Here is a 17,960-nt window from a genome sequence, read left to right as displayed (position 1 = left end):
AACAGCATTTTTATAATTTATAACATACAATTTATATATTTTAACTATGATTTTTTAAATTTTGAGATGCATTTTTAATTAGATAGAGATCGTTTTTGATTAAGAACTTTCTAATATTTCGCATCTTGATTACTTCTGTTTTTTTTAGACCGGTGATTTTCATTTAAGTCTAAGGAAAAATATGAAATCTTCTTAAGTAAATAGAGCACTGAAAATAGGTCTGCTCCTATTTTTATTCTCTTTAACAGATCTTTTTTTTATATAATATGAAGACGGAGTTTTTAATGTAGAAGACTTTTTTATGATGCGCTATCTTTTGCTTCTTATTTTTTACTCTCTTCCCTTGGCAGGATTTCCTAGAGATAATTTCACTATTTTAGAGGAAAAACAGAGTCCTTTAAACCGTATAGGCATTATCTTTGCTTTGCCAGAGGTCACACCAGCTGCTTTTAATGCTACATGTCCTATTCCTTGGTTTTCTGGCAATAAAAAGACTTTGGAAGGTCAGCGAATCTATTATTCTGGAGATTATTTTGGAAAATATTTTGTAGTTTCCGCTCTTTGGCCTAATAAAGTATCTTCAGCAGTTGTCGCTTGTAATATGATTCTTAAACACCGTGTCGATCTTATTTTAATTATCGGTTCGTGTTATTCTAGATCAGAAAATAGTCGCTTTGGCAATATACTGATTTCAAAAGGTTATATTAATTACGATGCTGATATAAGGCCTTTTTTTAATAGATTTGAAATTCCAGATATTAAAAAGAGTATTTTTGCAACCAGTGAGGTGCATCGTGAAGCAATTCTTCGTGGAGGAAAAGAATTTGTTGCTACGTATAAAGAACAAATAGGGAATCTTTTAAAAGCTTATGGGTATTTGAAATCAACAACAAAAACGGAGCATACATTAATAGAAGGCCTGGTCGCTACAGGAGAATCTTTCGCTATGTCGCGGAATTATTTTCTTTCTCTGCAAAAATTGTATCCTGAGATTCAGGGTTTTGATAGTGCTAGCGGTGCTGTTTCACAAGTATGCTACGAATATAATATTCCTTGTCTAGGAGTGAATATCCTCCTCCCTCATCCTTTAGAATCACCAAGTAATAATGATTGGAAACAGCTTCAAAGCGAAGCAAGTAAAATTTATATGGATACTTTGCTAAAAAGTGTATTGAAAGAGCTTTGTTTAGCACATTAAGAGTAAAAATTCCCTATACTTTCTTTGTTGAGGTTAAATCTCCTCATGAGTAAGATGGTTCTTTACTTTTCCCTTATGGGATGAACGGGGACTTAGCTTAGTTGGTAGAGCGTCTGATTTGCATTCAGAAGGTCAGGAGTTCGAATCTCCTAGTCTCCATCCCTCGCGGTTATAGCTCAGTTGGTTAGAGCGCGACACTGATAATGTCGAGGTCCCAAGTTCAAGTCTTGGTAACCGCAAGCCTTCCTTTCTATTAAGAATAAGAGCTATTCATGTTGCAAGCTCATAGTCTAAGTTACTCTTATAGCAATCAGTTCATTTTAGAAGATGCTTCCTTTGAAGCATATCCAGGGACCATTACGATTATTTTAGGAAGTTCTGGCGTAGGGAAGACAACCTTATTTCGTTTGCTTGCAGGCTTTCTTCCTCTACAACAAGGCAAGCTTTTGTGGAATGGAAATCCTTTAACTCATAAATATGTCGCCTATATGCAACAAAAAGAAGCTTTGCTTCCATGGCGCACAGCTTTAAAAAACATGATGTTGTCAACAGAGCTTGGGCTCAATCCAAATCAAAACGCATTGTGTTCTGAACGTCTTCAGGAAATTATCCATAATTTTGACCTTCAAATGCTTCTTGATCGGTATCCTGATGAGCTTTCAGGAGGACAGAAACAGCGAGTAGCACTTGCTTCCCAATGCTTATCTTTAAAGCCTATTTTGCTTTTAGATGAACCTTTCTCTTCATTAGACGTGTTAATTAAGGAGCAACTTTATAAAGACATTGTTGCTTTAGCACGCAAGGAAAATAAAACAGTCCTTCTTGTTACTCATGATTTTCATGATGTTTTGTATTTAGGAGATGCACTGTTTGTTATTAAGAATAAAACATTAACTCCTGTTCCCTTAGATCCTTCAATGAGATCTTTGAGTAACGGTCTTCGTTTAATCAAAGATTTAAAAGAGCACCTGTATAAATGAGTTTACAGCCTCTTATTCCCCTAACTCCGGTTGTAAACCGTGATTTTCTTACTAAAGAAGAAAAAATAGATTGTTACCAGAAAGTCTCTAGTCATCTTTGGCGTGGAGCTCCTGCTGCAATTTGCGCAGCTATCCTACTCGTATTTTGTATTTTTGGTTTTATTTTAGGGGCTGTACTTTTAGGTGCTCCTCTTGAAGGGGTATCTATCATTAATGAAGTGATTCTTCCTTGGTTAGTCCCTTCTGTTCTTGTTTTTATTCTTATTGTTCTGCCTTTGAATATCTATGCTTATTCTCATCACAAGGAGGTTTTAGCTCTTCATAAGAGAATTGCAGAAAGTAATTATAATGAAGCTCATAACTATTGCGAGAAGGAGAAAAAAACTCCTGATAAGAAAGTGCTTTCTAATTATATAGAATCTAAAGTCCTTATTCCCGAATACAGTAAAAGATTTTCCTCTATGATCTTAGGTAAGACGCTTAGAATCATTCCTAATAAAAATTCTTCTGAATCTTCAAAGCATGATGGTGTTATTCAAAAAGCTATAGAGCGTGCTAAAGAAAGTATTTATATGAACAAATATGAGAAAGAAAAGCGCAATAAACGGGAAATTAAGAAAGAAGAAAAAAAAGCAAAGAAACTCAACTCTTAACGCATAATTTCTAACATAGGGACATGATCACGTCTTTAGGAGTTATGTTTATTCCTCTTTACTTTCCCTATAGATAGGATGATTAAAATGAATCCCGTGATAATGATTGGTAGAAACATTGAGGACTCTAAAGGAATATGAAAGAGTGCTGGAGAGAGTAGGATAGCGATCGCGAAGATTAGATTTATCCAGCGCACGTGGCGTAGGCTTTCTGCAAAAGCTAGAATAAAGAAAACAATGATAAACCAACAACAGATATTCAGAAAGTTTTTAGTAAAGGTAGGGAGATCCATAGTGCTATTAATTTTTACGAAGATAGCAGCAATGAAGATAGCAGTTAGCTGGTTCATTGGGAAGGAGATACCTTCAAAGGCTTGTTTATAGGCTTTTCTTAATGGGAGAACAGTTCTCTCTTCCCAAGACAAGGTATTTTTATAGTACTCTGATCCAAAAAATGAGGCTCTAGCTAGTGCTCGTTTATCTCCTAAAAATTGTGCAATGTAACGTATAGTTGCTCGAGTTTCATCATAGGCAAAAACAACAGCAAGTGCTGGCTCTATAGTTAAGCAAAGGCAGAGCCAGCAATCATGGCGAAGTTGACGTAAAATGATAGGCAAAAGGGTCAAAATAATAACACCTATTAGAGCTAATGCTGTAGAGATTACGATTTTTGGTCTTGTATGCCAGCGACGTTCGCTTCCTGCTAAAGAGAGAACCACGAGAAGAGAATACATAGTCATTATAGACGAATAGAGTAGTAAGAAATTAGAAGACTTGCTGCCAATAATACCTAGACTTCGAGCAGTAAGATAGCGAGCTTCTAGCCACCCAAGTAGGCTTAGAAATAGTATAGCAGCTCTGCGTCCTCCTGCTGAGGGATTATAGGAAAAGCCTTCGGGTAACGTGGGGCCTACTTCAAGAGCTTCGGGTCGTGTAGGAGAAATACATACCACGGCAAGAATCGCAAATCCAATAAGAGTATCATTTGCAAAAACAATAGGAGGCCGTCCAGGAACACAAGCAAAAAGGGTAACCCAGATACCCAGAGGTGCTCCAAACCAGAGTAGAGAGCGCTTCTTTAATGAAGCAATCGCTAGAAAAATAAGCAAAAAACCACAGAGACGATCAGAAAAAATGATATCAACTTGTGTATAGCTAAGCGTATTTGGAGAGCATAAAAGAAAAAGCCCGAGAAATGCTGGGAGAATATTCAGCTTTAAAAAACGATAACGGAAATGACGATAGATATTTTCTAATGTTTCTTTATCCATAACTCTTAAGTCCTAGTCTTTCTTTCTTAATAAAAGCCAAAGAATAAAAGGGGAAGTACTTTTAATTAGATTTTTGGTCTGAAGTAAAAAGACCAAGATAGCTTTGTTGCCTTGAGTAAACTCGTTTCTTTTTACTACTTTACTAAAGAAAATTCTTTTGAATTTTATCTTTTTTGTTCTATTGATGGATTAAGAAATTCACCTTCACGAGGTCCTTTGAATAAAAAGATCCTAGTTCTTTCCACTGCGATGTTTTTTATAGTTTGTTTAGGTTTCATATTACATAAAAAACATGGAATTTTGCCTCCTAAAGCCCATATTCCTACAAATGCGAAACACTTCCCTACAATAGGGAATCCATATGCTCCTATAAACATTACAGTATTTGAGGAACCTTCTTGTTCAGCCTGTGCTGAATTTACTACGGAAGTGTTTCCTTTGCTAAAGAAGCATTATATCGATACTGGCGAGATTTCATTTACTTTGATTCCTGTTTGCTTCATTAGAGGGTCCAAACCTGCAGCTCAAGCCTTGTTATGTATTTATCATCATGATCCGCGTCAGGCAGATATAGATGCTTATATGGAATACTTTCATCGGATTTTGACCTATCCTAAGGATGAGGGCTCCCACTGGGCGACTCCTGAAGTTCTTGCTAAGCTTGCTGAGGGATTAAAAACAAATTCTGGTCGTAGTATTAATGCAAAAGGTTTGGAACAGTGTGTGGCTTCAGGGCAGTATAATGAGCAACTAAAAAAGAATAATTTATATGGATCTCAAGTTTTAGGAGGACAATTGGCAACACCAACAGCTGTAGTCGGAGATTATTTGATTGAAGATCCTACATTTCATGAAATAGAGAGAGTTATTCAACATATCCGTCAGTTGCAAGCTGCTGAAGGAGATTATAATGATTAATTTTATACGTAATTATGGGCTATATTTTGCCTGGGTCATTGCTTGTATTGGAACTTTAATTAGCATTTTTTATAGCTATATTCTCAATGTAGAGCCTTGTATTCTTTGTTACTATCAGAGAATCTGTCTGTTCCCGCTGACCTTTATTTTGGGGATGGCTGCGTATCATAACGATTCTTCGATTAAACTTTATGTTTTGCCTCAAGCAGTTATAGGTTTAGGGATTTCTATATATCAGGTTTTTCTTCAAGAGATGCCAGGTATGCAGCTGGATATTTGTGGGAGAGTCTCATGCTCAACAAAGATATTTCTCTTTAGTTATGTGACTATACCAATGGCTTCTGTTGTCGCTTTTGGGACTATTGTATGTCTGTTAGTTCTCGTCAATAGAAACATCAAAAGATCCATTGGATAGCGTACTTAATAGACGTATTTATGGAGTGATACGTGGAGTCTTTTTTTATATAAGAAGTAAAAATACTTGGGATCTTATGAGTAAAATAGACATGTTGCAACTATTTTTAAAGCTGGAATTGCCATTAAGATGGTTGCGAAAATTTTCAAGATAAAAGCAATAATGCCGAGTCCTAAAAGTTCTAAAATGCCACATAAAGTATGCCAGAATATAGATTTAGATTCTTTAGTATCTTCTGGGTCTTTAATTGACCAGATGCTAAAGAGTCTACCTAAACCGATGATAGATCCTACTAAAGGAATTGTAGCAAGTAGAGTTCGTTTGTATGTAGACGGAGGCTCTAAAAAATCCCAATCGTGGGCAGCGTCTTCCATATCTAGTTGTCCTTTATATTCATGTCTTACAAATCCATATTTAAATAGCGGACAAAAATTTTGAGTTCCTTGAATGAACTCTTTAGTACTTGTATAATAGGGCAAGGTTTCTAGCTCCAAAAATAATAGAGAATTGTATCATAAAGGTTGTTTTAGGATTTATTGTCAATTTTAGAATTATCTTTATAGAAGAGAAGTATTCTTACTATAATCTATTCAAAATAGCTTGTTATTGACGCTTACTGGTTTTTCTCTTTTCTTTTTTGCATTGCTGTGGAATTTTTATTCATTTGTGTTTTTATGCTACTTACAGCTTTTGTGCTTTCCTCTAGGATTCTTCTGGAACTCTGTTTTCTTGCTTCCTCTTCGTTTTCCTTAAACGCTTTGGCTTGTTCCTCAGCTTCCATCATTCGTTTTTTTATTAAAGAGGCTTGATTACCTGCTTGTTCAATAACGAGTTTTGAGATTTCCTCACTTTGAGTCTTTGGAAGGAAAATAGGTTTAGAAGACTTATGCGCTTTTTTTAAGAACTCTTCCGGTCTCCATTGAGGTGGGGGTTCATATTTAGTGGGAACAAAGACTTTTTCATCTGTTGAAAGAGGGGATATAGGATTAGAAGGCTCATGTGTTTTTTCTAAAAACTCTTCCGGTTCCGGTTGAGGTGAGGGTTCATATTTAGTGGGAACAAAGACTTTTTCATCTGTTGAAGGAGGGGGGATTGCTTGGGGGACTGATGCTTTTTTATATTTGAGTAGTAAGCATACCAGACCCACGCTAATTAAGATTATTCCTAATACTAGGCTTCCTATCCCACAGCCAAGCATAGTTCCTCCAGTGAACCCAGGGATAGCTGCTGAAAGAAGAGTCACTCCGATACATATGAATAATAATCCCACTGCAATTAAGCAAATAGCAGTAACTATTGATTTGGAATGCCAAGAACAATCGGTAATTGTTTTCTTCTCTAAAGAGAGAAGTTCCATCTGTACTTCTTTTGATTCTATAGAATTTATAGTCATAAAATTGATTTATCTAATTTTTTAATAAACATTATTAATTATATTTTTTCTTTATTGTTTAAAGTCTCACTAGGAATTAGACGGATACCTGATAAGTAGGGACAATCCAAGCAAAGAATCGAATGAGTATAAATGGAATTTCACAAAGAAGCAGCAGAAGATAGTGAATAATAGTCAGGACAATTTTTAAAGCTAGTGCAAGAATCCCTAAGCACGAGACTTCTAGAATTCCGAATATCGTGTGCCAAATAACTTGTTTTATACTGTCGTTATTACTTGTATACCAAACACTATAAATACGACCCGCTCCCAAGATATTTCCTAAAATAGGGATAGCACCAAGAAGAGAGCGATAAACGGTATTTTTTGAAGAAAGTAACCAGTCACTAGCTTCAACTAGACTGTCATTATCTCGAACAAACCCATTTTTAAATAATTTAGGCAGATCTTCAATTTTTTTTAGAAAAAGAATATTACTTATCTTTGACTCCATGATTTATCAGTTTTTAGTTTATATTGCGAATTTAATTAGGATTTTTAATGGTTTATTAGGCACTTACTTTGTTCTTTTTTTATTGAGTGGTAAAGAATTGTACTATTCATAGCAATACGTTTAATGGATAGGGATTCGACTTAGTTATTTTTATTAGATATCTTGCGTGCAACAATTGCACAACAACATCCCAAACAACAACAGGATAAGAATAATGACAGCAGGGACAAGAAGGATAATATTGTTTTTAATATCAGGTGAATGATTCCTAGGCCTAAGACTTCTAGAATTCCCAAAACTATATGGTAGAATTTAGATTTTGGATTATCTCTAACATCTCTTGTAGAGAGCGCACTATAAAGTCGACCGATTCCTGTAATTATTCCAATAATAGGTATGGCGCGAAGAAAAACAGATCCAAATGTTTCTTTATTAACAGGTCTCAGTCCACCTAGGTCTCTTACAAAAGTACATTGAAATGCCGACTTATAATTATTTTCAGAAAACTCAGTACTATTATTATAACAAGGCATTTTAAGATCCAAATTTAATAAATACTGAGTTAAGGATAACACAATAAAATGTCTTGATCAAGAAATATCACTCATTTTGAATGGGTTAAGATTTTTTAGTATGAACAATTTAATTATAATCCTCATTACTCTATAGATTCTTCTAAGAAGACAAGAATCTATCACATAGAGGCGTTATTAAAATTGCGTCTTTTGGGGTGTGTTTATTAATATTTTTATTTTTTATTGGAAAATAATTTATTTAATTCACGGTAATGTATTCAATGGCCTAAGACTTCTAGAATTCCCAAAACTATATGGTAGAATTTAGATTTTGGATTGTCTCTAACATCTCTTGTAGAGAGCGCACTATAAAGTCGACCGATTCCTGTAATTATTCCAATAATAGGTATGGCGCGAAGAAAAACAGATCCAAATGTTTCTTTATTAACAGGTCTCAGTCCACCTAGGTCTCTTACAAAAGTACATTGAAATATCGAATTCGAATTGTTTTGATAAAACTTAAGATTGCTATCATAATAAGGCATTTTAAGATCCAAATTTAATAAATAGTGAAATAGGGATAACACAATAAGATGTCTTAATCAAGCGATATAGTTTATTTTCAATGGGTTAAATTCTTTCTAATATGAAAATTTTATGCGTTGTCTAGTCCAATATTGTTTAATGCTCGACTCACATCTAGAGCTGTGTAGAGGATTTGTTGAAATCTCTGAGAGCAATATTAAATTATTGCTTTGCAAGTTCTACATCAGACAGAGCTCTTTTGGTTGATAACAATCCTAAAGGTATTTGGAATGCTTTTAAAAAAGAAAATTAATTATTAATTTACTAAAATATTTGTATTTGTGATTTATCTTTATATAATTTCTTGAGAATTTTAAATTTGATCGGAAGGTTTGTTAACTAATATCTAGACTGCCTAGATTTCATTTTTTAGGATCGCTTCACGAATTTCATTCATAACTTGTTGCATATAGTGTAGGTTGTGAATAGAAGCCCAGATTGCAGCATTAGGTTCTCTTACTTTAAAAAGATGTCGTAGGTAGGCTTTAGAAATTCCAGAGAGGCAGGTCAAACAAGAACATGAGGAGTCTATAGTTGAAGAGTCGTGACTGTAGTTTTGATGACCAATTTTGATTGGACCTTTTGCTGATAGAATCAATCCATGACGGGCTGCTTTAGTAGGGTAAGAACTGTCAAAGGAGTCTATGCCAAAGCCTATCATAGCATGTATAGAAGGAAGATCACCGATTCCCAATAGGTGTACAGGGCGTTCTTTAGATAAAAATGAAGACGTTACTCTTACAACTTCAGACATTTCTTTGAGATTTCTTCCTAAACTACCTCCAATAGCAAAGCCGTCGAATGGTTGGTCTTCAACAAAACGAACTCCAAGACGCCGTTGTTGTGGATCTAGCCCTCCGTGAATGACACCATACATTGATTGATGTTTAGGATCTCTTCTATGATAGTCTAAGGAACGCTTTTCCCAAAGATATGTGCGGGAACAAGAGGCTAAGAAGTATTCTTGATTGGCATGAAAAGGAAGTAGTTCATCTAAAGGGATAATAATATCTGCTCCAAGATCCTTTTGAGCTTGCACAGAAATCTCTGGAGAAAGAAATAGGTTTCTTCCATCTCTATAGGATTTGAACCATGCACCCTCGTCTGTAATTTTTACTAGAGAAGAGACTCCTTTTTTTTTCCCACAGCTTTTGATTTCTTGATTGACGGAACCGTAAGCTAGACTAAAGATCTGAAATCCTCCTGAATCTGTAATTATTGGGGCTTGACGTCCCATAAAGTTATGAAGGCCTCCCATCTTCGCTATTGTCTCTGTACCTGGATGGAGAAGGAGGTGATAGGTATTGCAAAAAAGTAAAGGAATATTACTGTGATCGATTACGCCTTTTAGAGCCCCATGAGTTGCTACAGGAACAAATGCTGGCGTATTGATAATACCGTGTGTGGTTTCTATTTGTCCCACTCTGGCTTGGGATTTTGTAGAGTTATGGATGATACGGAATTTGAGTGCCAAAATTAGGGCCCGAAGTGTAAAGAGAATAAGTTAGATTTGTCTCCTAAGGAATCAGGAGCTTACAGGGAAAAATTTTTTAAGTAAACAGAGTTTATAGAGGGAATGATCTTCTTATCTCGGGAAAAATAATAAAATTTTTTATTAAGGTAGGGATTATTTTAAATAATTAGTAGTCTGATAGAGTTAAAAAATTATCTATTTTTAATAGATAAGATTATATAATAATTATACTTTGATTTTTTTATTAAAATAATGCTTTTTGAGTCTTATATAAATTTTTTAAATACAGCGGCTTCTTGGCCTAAACCTTTACGTATTTTAGTTCAGGGAAGATATTTTGTAGATTCAGAACTGATAGAAACTCCATACCGTATTCGCGATTTTAAGAGTACCTCGCTTCCTTTAAGAGTGTATCGCAGTTTGCCTATTGTTTCTACTGTTGCTGGAATAATTCGCTTGATAGAAGCTAGTTCTGGACCAATTCATTCTAAAGATAAGACTAAATATCGATTGGAGATAGTGCAAGCTATAGTTGAGATATTAGGATTAGGGATTCTTATCCTTGTTATTGATATCGTAAGATGCGTGCTGGCTATTCTAATCGCGGTTATTTTCAATGTACTGAATTTTCTCTCTTTAAACTGTAAATGCTTTGATAAACCTTGGCTAAAAGATCGTGTAATGGCAAATCTACTTAAATCGATTGATTTTTTAGCTTAGGAGGAGTGACGATCTAGCACAGCCTTTGTTGCACTTAAGATTGGTATTGCTAGAGTAATAACAATTCCCTTAATTAGAAGTGCAAATATCATAACGTCACAGAGATTACTAACAAGCCCATACAATCCCAAAAATGAAAATAGAAGGGTATCAATGATCTGAGAAAACAGTAGTGAGATTGTTGAACGCATCGTAAAATACTTTTTTGAAAAAGCTTTTTGAAGAAAAGTAAAAAGTTTTATATCCAAAATTTGAATAAAAATTAAAGTAATTAACGAAGCAAAAACTATTCTTGAAGTAGAAGAAAATAACGCCAAGAAATGTTCCTGAGACCTATCATTACAAGATGGCCTTAAGAGGAGGTGTAGTTGGGTTAGAAGCAAAAACGCTATTGAAATGACCCAGGAGCACAACATAGCATCGTTAACAATCCTTTTTTCATAACGTTCGCGGGCATAATTTAGGCAGGTAAGAAGACCAATAATATAAACGTCTGCAGAGGTAACTTCAAATCCCCAAAGGTAGATCTGTTTCATTACAAAGATATTCATTATACTAGAGAGTAGAGAAAGCCATCCTGTAAGCCACGCTTTTCCTTTAGAGGTAAAAAAGATCCCTAGGACTATAACAGTAAAAGTCTGAATTCCAAAAATTAATTCGTTCATAGATGAAAAGTCCTTTAGATTTATAATATATTACTTGTTAGATATAACATTTTTCTTCTGTTTGAGTTTTTTAAAATCTTAAAGTTCACCTTTAGATTATAAGTGAAATTATTTTCCGTAACTTAATAGAGGCTTATTTTGAAAGCTTTCTATGTCCTCTGTTCTCATGCAACTGCTGTTATTTCGTTTTTTATGAACCCAATAGGTTTTACAGGGATGATACTCTAAATAGAGCAGCTTAAAGCTACCATTTTTGCAAAATTCAGTTTTTTAAATACGATTTAAAATAAATTATTGATAGACTCCTTACCAAAAACATTGACCAGAAGGAGTGCGTTATGAACCCTTTGACCTTTGATCGCAGAGAGATTTGGCTTATCCCTGAACAGGAAAGTTCCTTAAAAAAAAATTCCTATATAGTTACAGGAGGGTTGTTTATCGTTGGGATTGCTCTATCTATTCTAGGAGTGCTTTGTTTAGGTATAGGTCTTCCAGGACTTTCTGTTGGAGTTGCTTTAACCTTAGGGATAGGATGCCTTATTCTTGCTCTTATTCTTTTGACGTTTAGCCTTATTCTTTTCTTATCTGAAGAAAAAAAAGCTGTATCTCTGATATCTCTTAACTTTGAAAGAGATTTGCCCTTTGATAGAAAACCACTAACTGAAAAGGTTGAGACTGAATCGGAACTGTATTCGTCACTTGCTGAGCGGCTTGCAGTTGTTGAAGAAGATCTTAAAATAGCAAAAAAATTTAACGAGAGAGGTAGCGCTTATGTTTAAGGCAAAGATTTTTTGCCCATATTATTTTAATTTTTCAAATATATATTGCATCAGTTAAGTTAGCACAAGGTTTATAGAAAAACCTGTCTGTACCAGCTTGTAGAAGCCCTTGCGTAAAAATACTCTAAATGTAGAATTATAGAGCAATAATTTAATGTACTCTTGGAGATTTCAAGATGTCAATAAATCCTCTTAACAGATTAGATTTATTGATTACCCCCCCCCCCCCCGAACTATCAATCCTTTTTCAGCAAGAGGAAGATCATCTTACAAAAAGACAGCGAGTTTTTAGTATAATTTGCATGTGTTTCCTTATCTTAGGAATTTCATTCATAAGTATAGGGTTATATTTTTTGGCAATTGCTACTACATCAGGAGCTCTTGTTATTGGTTTAGGACTTGGAAGTGTCCTGCTAGGATTAGTCTTACTAGGTATAGGAATTGTTGTTTTTAGATATCAAGAAGAAAAGATATTTGAAAATCTAGATCTATCTCAAGAACGTATTGTATTAGATTCAAGAGAGAGAGAAACCATTGAAAGTGATCAAGAACAACAAAGTTATGCCCAACAACTTCTGAATCACATTTTAGAAATGAAAAAGCAAATTACAAATTGTATACAAGATTTGCAATCTGTCATCTCAAATAGGGGATTAGGAATTGAAGAAGTAAGTCAGAAGTTTATTTTTGTTGAAAAATTATCAGAACTAGTTCGTGTAAAGGAACTCAATATAAGCTCTAAGGACGTAGATCATCGAAGCGAAGCGAAGGAGTTACTAGCAAAACTAACTATTGATAGCAGTGAGCCTTTGAAAATATTGAGCAAACAGCAAGAGATGCTTTTAGAGGTTGAATTTCAAGAGATGCAACTCTATCAAGCTACAAGTTGTAAAAAAGATTTATGGATGTATATGGAATGCGTTCTGTTAAAGAAAGAAATAGAGTGTATCCAAAAAAAACAACTATTAACAACTATGAATCAAACTGAATCCTGTCGGAGAGAAAGGTTGTTGGCGTTAGAGTCTAAGTATAAAATCGCTCATAGAAGATACGATAGATTTCAAGAAATGATGCTTTTGATGGAAAGCGAAATTACTGAACTTAGATCTTCTATTGATAATCTTTCTTTTGAAGATGTGAAGCAAGGTATAAAGGAAGTCCTAAATGACTTTAAAGATAACCAACAAAATATAGATCAGGTTCTCGGTGATGTTGGAACAAATGAAGATATTTTATTAGTCGAGACTAGTCAGAAAAGAGAATCAGCTATCCTCCATCAGTGTCGTGTAAACTGTTTAAGGGAATCAAAATTACGAGCTTTATTAGCAATATATAAATACGCCTTACTTAGGAAAATTTCCGATAATCACCAGCAGATTGTAAAAGCTAAAACGGCTGCAGATAAAGTATTTTATGACTTCCAAGAAAAACAAGCTTGTTTAGAGAAAATCCTAGAGATTGAAGTAGATATAGCCTCAATAAGTTTGCAGGCAGTTAGTGATGAGGAAACATAAAACAATAGGGTAATGCTTTTTCTTTCCATATTTGGAGCTAGGTTATGCTGCTGAATTCGATACATTTAAAAATGAACTAAGAACTTTTTATTTTCTATCAATTTTGGGTATTTAGTAAATCCCAGTTTTAATGAATTTTGTATCTAAACACTTGCTAGTTCGTCTGAAATAAAGAAATTTGTGAAGCTTATATCGGATAGAACATGGGGGATTAAGATTTTTACAAGAGATTAACGCCTTAAAAGAGTCTTCTTAGAACTATGAAATAGCGTGTAAGGAAATCATCATTTGGATTGTCTAATGAGTAGTGAGATTAAAGATATGATTATCCAAGAGTACATAGGCATTGTTCTTGGGTGCTTTGAGGTTTTTAATAACGGTTGTCGTAAGCAGCCCTTGATTCGTATAGAAAGCTTAGAATTATAAAAAGATTCCTTTAGCATACTTAAACAACACTTATTCTAGGAGATCCTATGTCTGTTCATAATCAGGATTCTATGTTGTCAGAACCTCATTTTGCCAAATCAAAGGTTCTATTTTTCCCTCAATCTATTGAGGTTCAAATCTTAAAATATCAGCGTATTTTTATTATAGCCGCTGTATGCCTTATGATTTTAGGTACTCTCTTCATATGTACTGGCATTGGATTTTTAGCTGTTATAATGTCTGGGATTTCAACACTTACGTTAGGAATTGGCGGTATTATTCTCGGTTCTATATTGATAGGCATGGGTATTTTACTTATTAAATCTCAGGAACAAAAATTGATAAGACTTCTTCAATTAAAAAATTCTCAATCCTTATTAAAATTGGAAAATACTTTAAACACATCCGATTACGATCATATTACTAAAGAATTAACCAGTTTGAAATCGCAAATTGAACTTTTTGAAAAAGAATCTACTGCTGTAAAAAGAAATATAAGTTCTGATAGAAATTCTCTAGAAGCATTTCTTGATCGACTTTCTTTTATAGAGAGTTCTCTAACAGAATTAAAGCTTCGGTTGGAAGCTAATCCTCAGGATGAGAAAGTCCAAGATAGCTTGACAACTGGAGAAAAAATACTAGAAAGACTGGAGGGCCTTTTAGCGCTTCAATATGATTATAGTTCTAAAGGAAAAAATTTAAAAACTCTTAAAAAGCAGATCTTAGATTTAAGAGAAAATTATCATATGTGTCATAGAAAGGATCTGTGGCTTTGTTTAGAAATAACTTTTTTAAAAAAGGAAGTACAGTCTCTTTATGAGCAACGACTGTTAGATACTGAAGGTGAAGAAGGGAAGGGAACACTTAAAGATCTTTTGGATAAATCTTTTCAAGAATCCGAAGAATGCAGATGTACTTTAAGAAATCTCACAAGTTCTATGGTGGATATGAATCACAGTATCTTAGAGGCAGAACGAAAATTAACTAGTGCAGAATTAGTAAATTTTTCATCCCTAATTAGAGAGAACCGTTTAGCATTAAATCAAAGATTTAGTATTGATTCTTCAATCGCTGCAAGTGTAAATTTGCATCAATGTCAATTGGAGTGTTTAGTCCAAGCTCAATATAAGCTTATAATTGCAACATATGAACATGGGTATTTACTTCAAACTTCTCGAAATCCTGAGGTTATAGAGCAGAGTCGTAAAGGGTTAGAGCTACAACGTAAGTTATTCTTCAGGTTGCAAAAAGAACTTCTAACCCAAAAAATGTGTGAATTGCGTATTTTAGAAATTAGGTGTCAGGAACTTAGGGAAAAACAGAGAAAAAATTCTTAAAGCCCTACGTTTGCGGGACAAGTTATAAAATCATAGAACATGTGCTTAATTTATCATTAAGTTGTTTTGATGATGGGAGAAGTTGAATAGGCGAGAAAGAGAATTTTTCCTTATTATATACTCTTATAAACGCACTATTTTTAATTTGAAAGATCTTTTACAAGGTTTTCGTATAAGAGGTGACGCCGTCTTCTAATTCTACATAAACAAAAAGTTGTTGAGGATTTCTTTGAATTTCTTCAGCCATTTGTTTCGCTTGATCAATATTTTGATCATCAATAGCAATACCACAGACGATAGTTCCAGAAGCAAGGGTTTGTAGGTGTTGTAAAATTTTATAACCAAATCCCGAACGGATCATACCTACCGAATCTAGATCTAAAGAGAAAAAAATGTTCGACCAAATTGTGTTGTACATAGGGAATCTGATTCTTGCCCAAATCTCTTGATTTATCTCTATTTCTTGATAATAAGCACTTTTATTTTGAAGATATAAATGTTCTAATAACAGCATTGCTAGACGTACTTTCCCTTCATGGCTAACGAATTCTTCGTGTTCTTTACTTTGCAAATCTTTAATCAGTTGCTGTTCTTCGGTATTGGCATAAGTTTGGATATTGTGTTTTTGAATACATGCGGTAGGCAGTTGTATTTTATCTAGGTCAATATCATTGAGTAGTCGTTTTAGAGACACAGAGAAGATAAGACTAGGCCTTTGAGTTTTATTATCAATAACAACTGCGAGCTCTCGATACTTCCTAGGAAGATGAAAAACAGGATCATAGGCATTGCTTAAGGCTTTTTGGAATATTGAAGGGCAGGTTGTCAGTGCTGTCTCTATATCTTGAGGAAGGGGTTTGGGTGAGGTAATTGTGAAAAAAGTAGTTTCAGTATACTTTCGTGCAAATTTGCAATGTAGAAGATAGCGAATAGCTAAAGCAATTAGAGTTAGTGGTAAGAACAGAAATAGGATAATTTTATAGATCTTTTCAATGGTAGAAAGCAGAACTTTTTCTTTTACTAATAATACAAAACCATTTTGAGATATCGAAATGATCTTTGTTTTCGTGCCTCCTAAGAAAAAATAGGAATCCAGCTTAACCATAAGCCAGTCACAAAAATTTTTTTTCGAATACTGTTGTGAGAAACTGTATGTTTTCATAAATAGGTTGATTTAAAAAAAAAGAGCAAAAATTTTATTATAAAAATTTATTGTTTTCAATATATTTATTAATTTTTTGTAAAAAAATCTTTATTAAAATTAAAATCTATTATAATTATTTATTTTCTTTTTTTTTAAAGAAGATTCCATTAAAATGTTTCGAGTTATTTTTATTTGTATGATTGTATGATTAGTTTTTTTTCCCCAATTATTTTTGAAAAAAAGTATTTTGCATCCAAACAAATAGGCGCGACTAATCCTGGAATACTTGAAAGTTTAGTAGAGCGCGTCGATCGTTATTTCGATTTGGGATGTATAAACAGTACAAGTTGTATTGAGGAAAAAGAAAATATAATTTTTTTTAAAAGAGTTAAAAGTGAAATCAGCACCTGTGGTCTTATTCTTAGGCTGATTTCATATTTACTTGTTATTACAGTTGTCATCGCCTTAATTTTTAAATGTGTGCTTCGTGCGATTTTACATCTCAAATATAATTTCAGAAGGATTCCTGAATTCAGTTGTCCTGCCGACTCATATCTAGAGACTCCAGTATTTCAGTTTACTTCTGAAGAAAGACAGGAGATTGTTAGATCTCATCAAATAGTTCGAGATCACATTAAGTTTTCTCGAGAGGAGTTGGAGGCCTATGGTATCAAGCTAATTACTTCATCTCAAGGTGATAACGGTGTTTGTGTTTATACACATCGTCACTTTCCTCATCTTATTTTTAAATCTGTACCAATAGATCACGTGGAACATCGCTTAGCTGCTTTTAAAATTGCGAAAGAAGTTGTCACTGCAAAAAACTTAAATTTACTCCATTTACCAGAGACTACTTCTTTAAATTTTGCCACAACTAAAGACTATTCTGGAGTTGTTCAGAAACATCCCCTAACTTGTGGATTAATTGTGGAAGAACGATTGGAATTGATGGAACCTGCTAATCTGCAATTCAAAGATTCTAATGTACATCCTATTATGTTGATTACACATCTGAAACAAAGAGAATTATATCAGACGTTAGGAGAGAGATTACTTCCCACATTGAAGCAGTTAAAGATCTTTATTAGAGAGACGAGGTTCTTTGATATTGCTCACAGAAATTTACCCGTCCTTAAGAGAATGTGTTTAGACTCTCTATCTGGAGCAAAAGTGCCTGTGCTTGGTTTAGTCGATATAGAGAGCCTGAATATTCTCCCTTGGGAGAAGCATAACCAGTCTTCTCTAGGAGATTTATATCGAATGTTAATTGGAATATTACCTCCGAATATAGATTTCAAAAAGCTACTTTCTGAACAGGAGATGAGAGATGCAGACAGAGGACTACCTTTGCCTTATGAAGGACAGAAAATGAGTTCGAGGCATTTCCCTTATAGATAAGATGGTATCTAAAGGAAAAGCAATTTATCTTTTAAAGAACTTTGCTTTTGGTAGTTGTTTTCGAAGAATTAAAATCATAGCC

Annotated in this window: 19 protein-coding genes and 2 tRNA genes; 13 read left to right on the top strand and 8 right to left on the bottom strand. The window is 34.1% G+C overall.

All coding sequences use genetic code 11. From position 1 onward, the window contains the following. Positions 1-304: 304 nt before the first annotated feature. The 5 genes from C834KP_RS01005 to C834KP_RS00985 all read left to right on the top strand — a co-directional run bounded on the left by C834KP_RS01005 (position 305) and on the right by C834KP_RS00985 (position 2,831). Positions 305-1,198, top strand: a complete 894-nt coding sequence (locus C834KP_RS01005) for a 5'-methylthioadenosine/S-adenosylhomocysteine nucleosidase family protein (protein WP_108897119.1) — start codon at positions 305-307, stop codon at positions 1,196-1,198. An 86-nt stretch (positions 1,199-1,284) separates the two neighbouring features. Then, a tRNA-Ala gene (locus C834KP_RS01000) sits at positions 1,285-1,357 on the top strand. 6 nt (positions 1,358-1,363) lie between these two features. After that, positions 1,364-1,437: transfer RNA gene (locus C834KP_RS00995), tRNA-Ile, on the top strand. A 33-nt stretch (positions 1,438-1,470) separates the two neighbouring features. Then, positions 1,471-2,178, top strand: a complete 708-nt coding sequence (locus tag C834KP_RS00990; protein WP_108896354.1) for an ATP-binding cassette domain-containing protein — start codon at positions 1,471-1,473, stop codon at positions 2,176-2,178. After that, positions 2,175-2,831, top strand: a complete 657-nt coding sequence (locus tag C834KP_RS00985; RefSeq protein ID WP_108896353.1) for a hypothetical protein — start codon at positions 2,175-2,177, stop codon at positions 2,829-2,831. Before C834KP_RS00990 ends, C834KP_RS00985 begins: the two co-directional genes overlap by 4 nt. Before the next feature lie 35 nt (positions 2,832-2,866). Here the strand turns inward: C834KP_RS00985 and C834KP_RS00980 are convergent, their stop codons facing one another. Next, the gene (locus tag C834KP_RS00980; RefSeq protein ID WP_108896352.1) at positions 2,867-4,102 is read right to left on the bottom strand and encodes a hypothetical protein; all 1,236 of its coding nucleotides are present in this window, start codon (positions 4,100-4,102) and stop codon (positions 2,867-2,869) included. Positions 4,103-4,318: 216 nt separating this feature from the next. On the opposite strand from C834KP_RS00980, the gene C834KP_RS00975 reads away from it, so the two are divergent. Both C834KP_RS00975 and C834KP_RS00970 read left to right on the top strand, forming a co-directional pair. Continuing rightward, entirely contained in the window at positions 4,319-5,020 is a 702-nt protein-coding gene (locus C834KP_RS00975; protein ID WP_108897118.1) for a thioredoxin domain-containing protein, read from the top strand. Continuing rightward, a complete protein-coding gene (locus tag C834KP_RS00970; protein WP_108896351.1) occupies positions 5,013-5,435 on the top strand; it encodes a disulfide bond formation protein B in 423 nt (140 codons plus the stop codon). Before C834KP_RS00975 ends, C834KP_RS00970 begins: the two co-directional genes overlap by 8 nt. A gap of 74 nt (positions 5,436-5,509) precedes the next feature. On the opposite strand, the gene C834KP_RS00965 is transcribed toward C834KP_RS00970, so the two are convergent. The 5 genes from C834KP_RS00965 to tgt all read right to left on the bottom strand — a co-directional run bounded on the left by C834KP_RS00965 (position 5,510) and on the right by tgt (position 9,895). Next, a complete protein-coding gene (locus C834KP_RS00965; RefSeq protein ID WP_108897117.1) occupies positions 5,510-5,914 on the bottom strand; it encodes a hypothetical protein in 405 nt (134 codons plus the stop codon). 134 nt (positions 5,915-6,048) lie between these two features. Continuing rightward, on the bottom strand, positions 6,049-6,828 hold the full coding sequence (locus C834KP_RS00960) for a hypothetical protein (protein WP_108896350.1): 780 nt from the start codon (positions 6,826-6,828) through the stop codon (positions 6,049-6,051). Positions 6,829-6,904: 76 nt separating this feature from the next. Continuing rightward, entirely contained in the window at positions 6,905-7,321 is a 417-nt protein-coding gene (locus tag C834KP_RS05365; RefSeq protein WP_231911696.1) for a hypothetical protein, read from the bottom strand. A gap of 140 nt (positions 7,322-7,461) precedes the next feature. Beyond that, positions 7,462-7,854 carry a hypothetical protein gene (locus C834KP_RS00950; protein WP_108896349.1) on the bottom strand — a complete coding sequence of 131 codons (393 nt, stop codon included), beginning with the start codon at positions 7,852-7,854 and terminating at the stop codon, positions 7,462-7,464. A gap of 922 nt (positions 7,855-8,776) precedes the next feature. Then, the gene (tgt, locus tag C834KP_RS00940) at positions 8,777-9,895 is read right to left on the bottom strand and encodes a tRNA guanosine(34) transglycosylase Tgt (RefSeq protein WP_108896347.1); all 1,119 of its coding nucleotides are present in this window, start codon (positions 9,893-9,895) and stop codon (positions 8,777-8,779) included. Positions 9,896-10,147: 252 nt separating this feature from the next. Here tgt and C834KP_RS00935 point away from each other — a divergent pair, with 252 nt between their 5' ends. Then, the gene (locus C834KP_RS00935) at positions 10,148-10,615 is read left to right on the top strand and encodes a hypothetical protein (RefSeq protein WP_108896346.1); all 468 of its coding nucleotides are present in this window, start codon (positions 10,148-10,150) and stop codon (positions 10,613-10,615) included. Here the strand turns inward: C834KP_RS00935 and C834KP_RS00930 are convergent. Next, complete coding sequence (locus C834KP_RS00930) at positions 10,612-11,280, bottom strand: queuosine precursor transporter (RefSeq protein WP_108896345.1); 669 nt, start codon at positions 11,278-11,280, stop codon at positions 10,612-10,614. The two genes, C834KP_RS00935 and C834KP_RS00930, sit on opposite strands and share 4 nt — an antisense overlap. Before the next feature lie 338 nt (positions 11,281-11,618). Between C834KP_RS00930 and C834KP_RS00925 the strand changes: the two genes are divergently transcribed. The 4 genes from C834KP_RS00925 to C834KP_RS00915 all read left to right on the top strand — a co-directional run bounded on the left by C834KP_RS00925 (position 11,619) and on the right by C834KP_RS00915 (position 15,336). Further along, positions 11,619-12,059 (top strand): hypothetical protein, encoded by a 441-nt coding sequence (locus C834KP_RS00925; protein WP_108896344.1) that lies wholly within the window; start codon positions 11,619-11,621, stop codon positions 12,057-12,059. A 176-nt stretch (positions 12,060-12,235) separates the two neighbouring features. Further along, positions 12,236-13,573: a hypothetical protein gene (locus tag C834KP_RS00920; RefSeq protein ID WP_108896343.1), complete on the top strand. Its 1,338-nt coding sequence runs from the start codon at positions 12,236-12,238 to the stop codon at positions 13,571-13,573. A gap of 300 nt (positions 13,574-13,873) precedes the next feature. Further along, positions 13,874-13,999, top strand: coding sequence for a hypothetical protein (locus tag C834KP_RS05405; protein ID WP_275667717.1), 126 nt, complete (start codon positions 13,874-13,876; stop codon positions 13,997-13,999). 47 nt (positions 14,000-14,046) lie between these two features. Continuing rightward, positions 14,047-15,336 carry a hypothetical protein gene (locus C834KP_RS00915; RefSeq protein WP_108896342.1) on the top strand — a complete coding sequence of 430 codons (1,290 nt, stop codon included), beginning with the start codon at positions 14,047-14,049 and terminating at the stop codon, positions 15,334-15,336. A gap of 157 nt (positions 15,337-15,493) precedes the next feature. On the opposite strand, the gene C834KP_RS00910 is transcribed toward C834KP_RS00915, so the two are convergent. Continuing rightward, positions 15,494-16,498 (bottom strand): DUF648 domain-containing protein, encoded by a 1,005-nt coding sequence (locus C834KP_RS00910; protein WP_108896341.1) that lies wholly within the window; start codon positions 16,496-16,498, stop codon positions 15,494-15,496. A gap of 186 nt (positions 16,499-16,684) precedes the next feature. On the opposite strand from C834KP_RS00910, the gene C834KP_RS00905 reads away from it, so the two are divergent. Beyond that, a complete protein-coding gene (locus C834KP_RS00905) occupies positions 16,685-17,878 on the top strand; it encodes a DUF648 domain-containing protein (protein ID WP_108896340.1) in 1,194 nt (397 codons plus the stop codon). Positions 17,879-17,960: the final 82 nt, after the last annotated feature.

The sequence above is a fragment of the Chlamydia serpentis genome, from assembly GCF_900239945.1.
Taxonomy (GTDB): domain Bacteria; phylum Chlamydiota; class Chlamydiia; order Chlamydiales; family Chlamydiaceae; genus Chlamydia; species Chlamydia serpentis.
The sequence above is the reverse complement of the archived record's forward strand: the minus strand, read 5'-3'. Positions and strand labels throughout refer to the sequence as shown.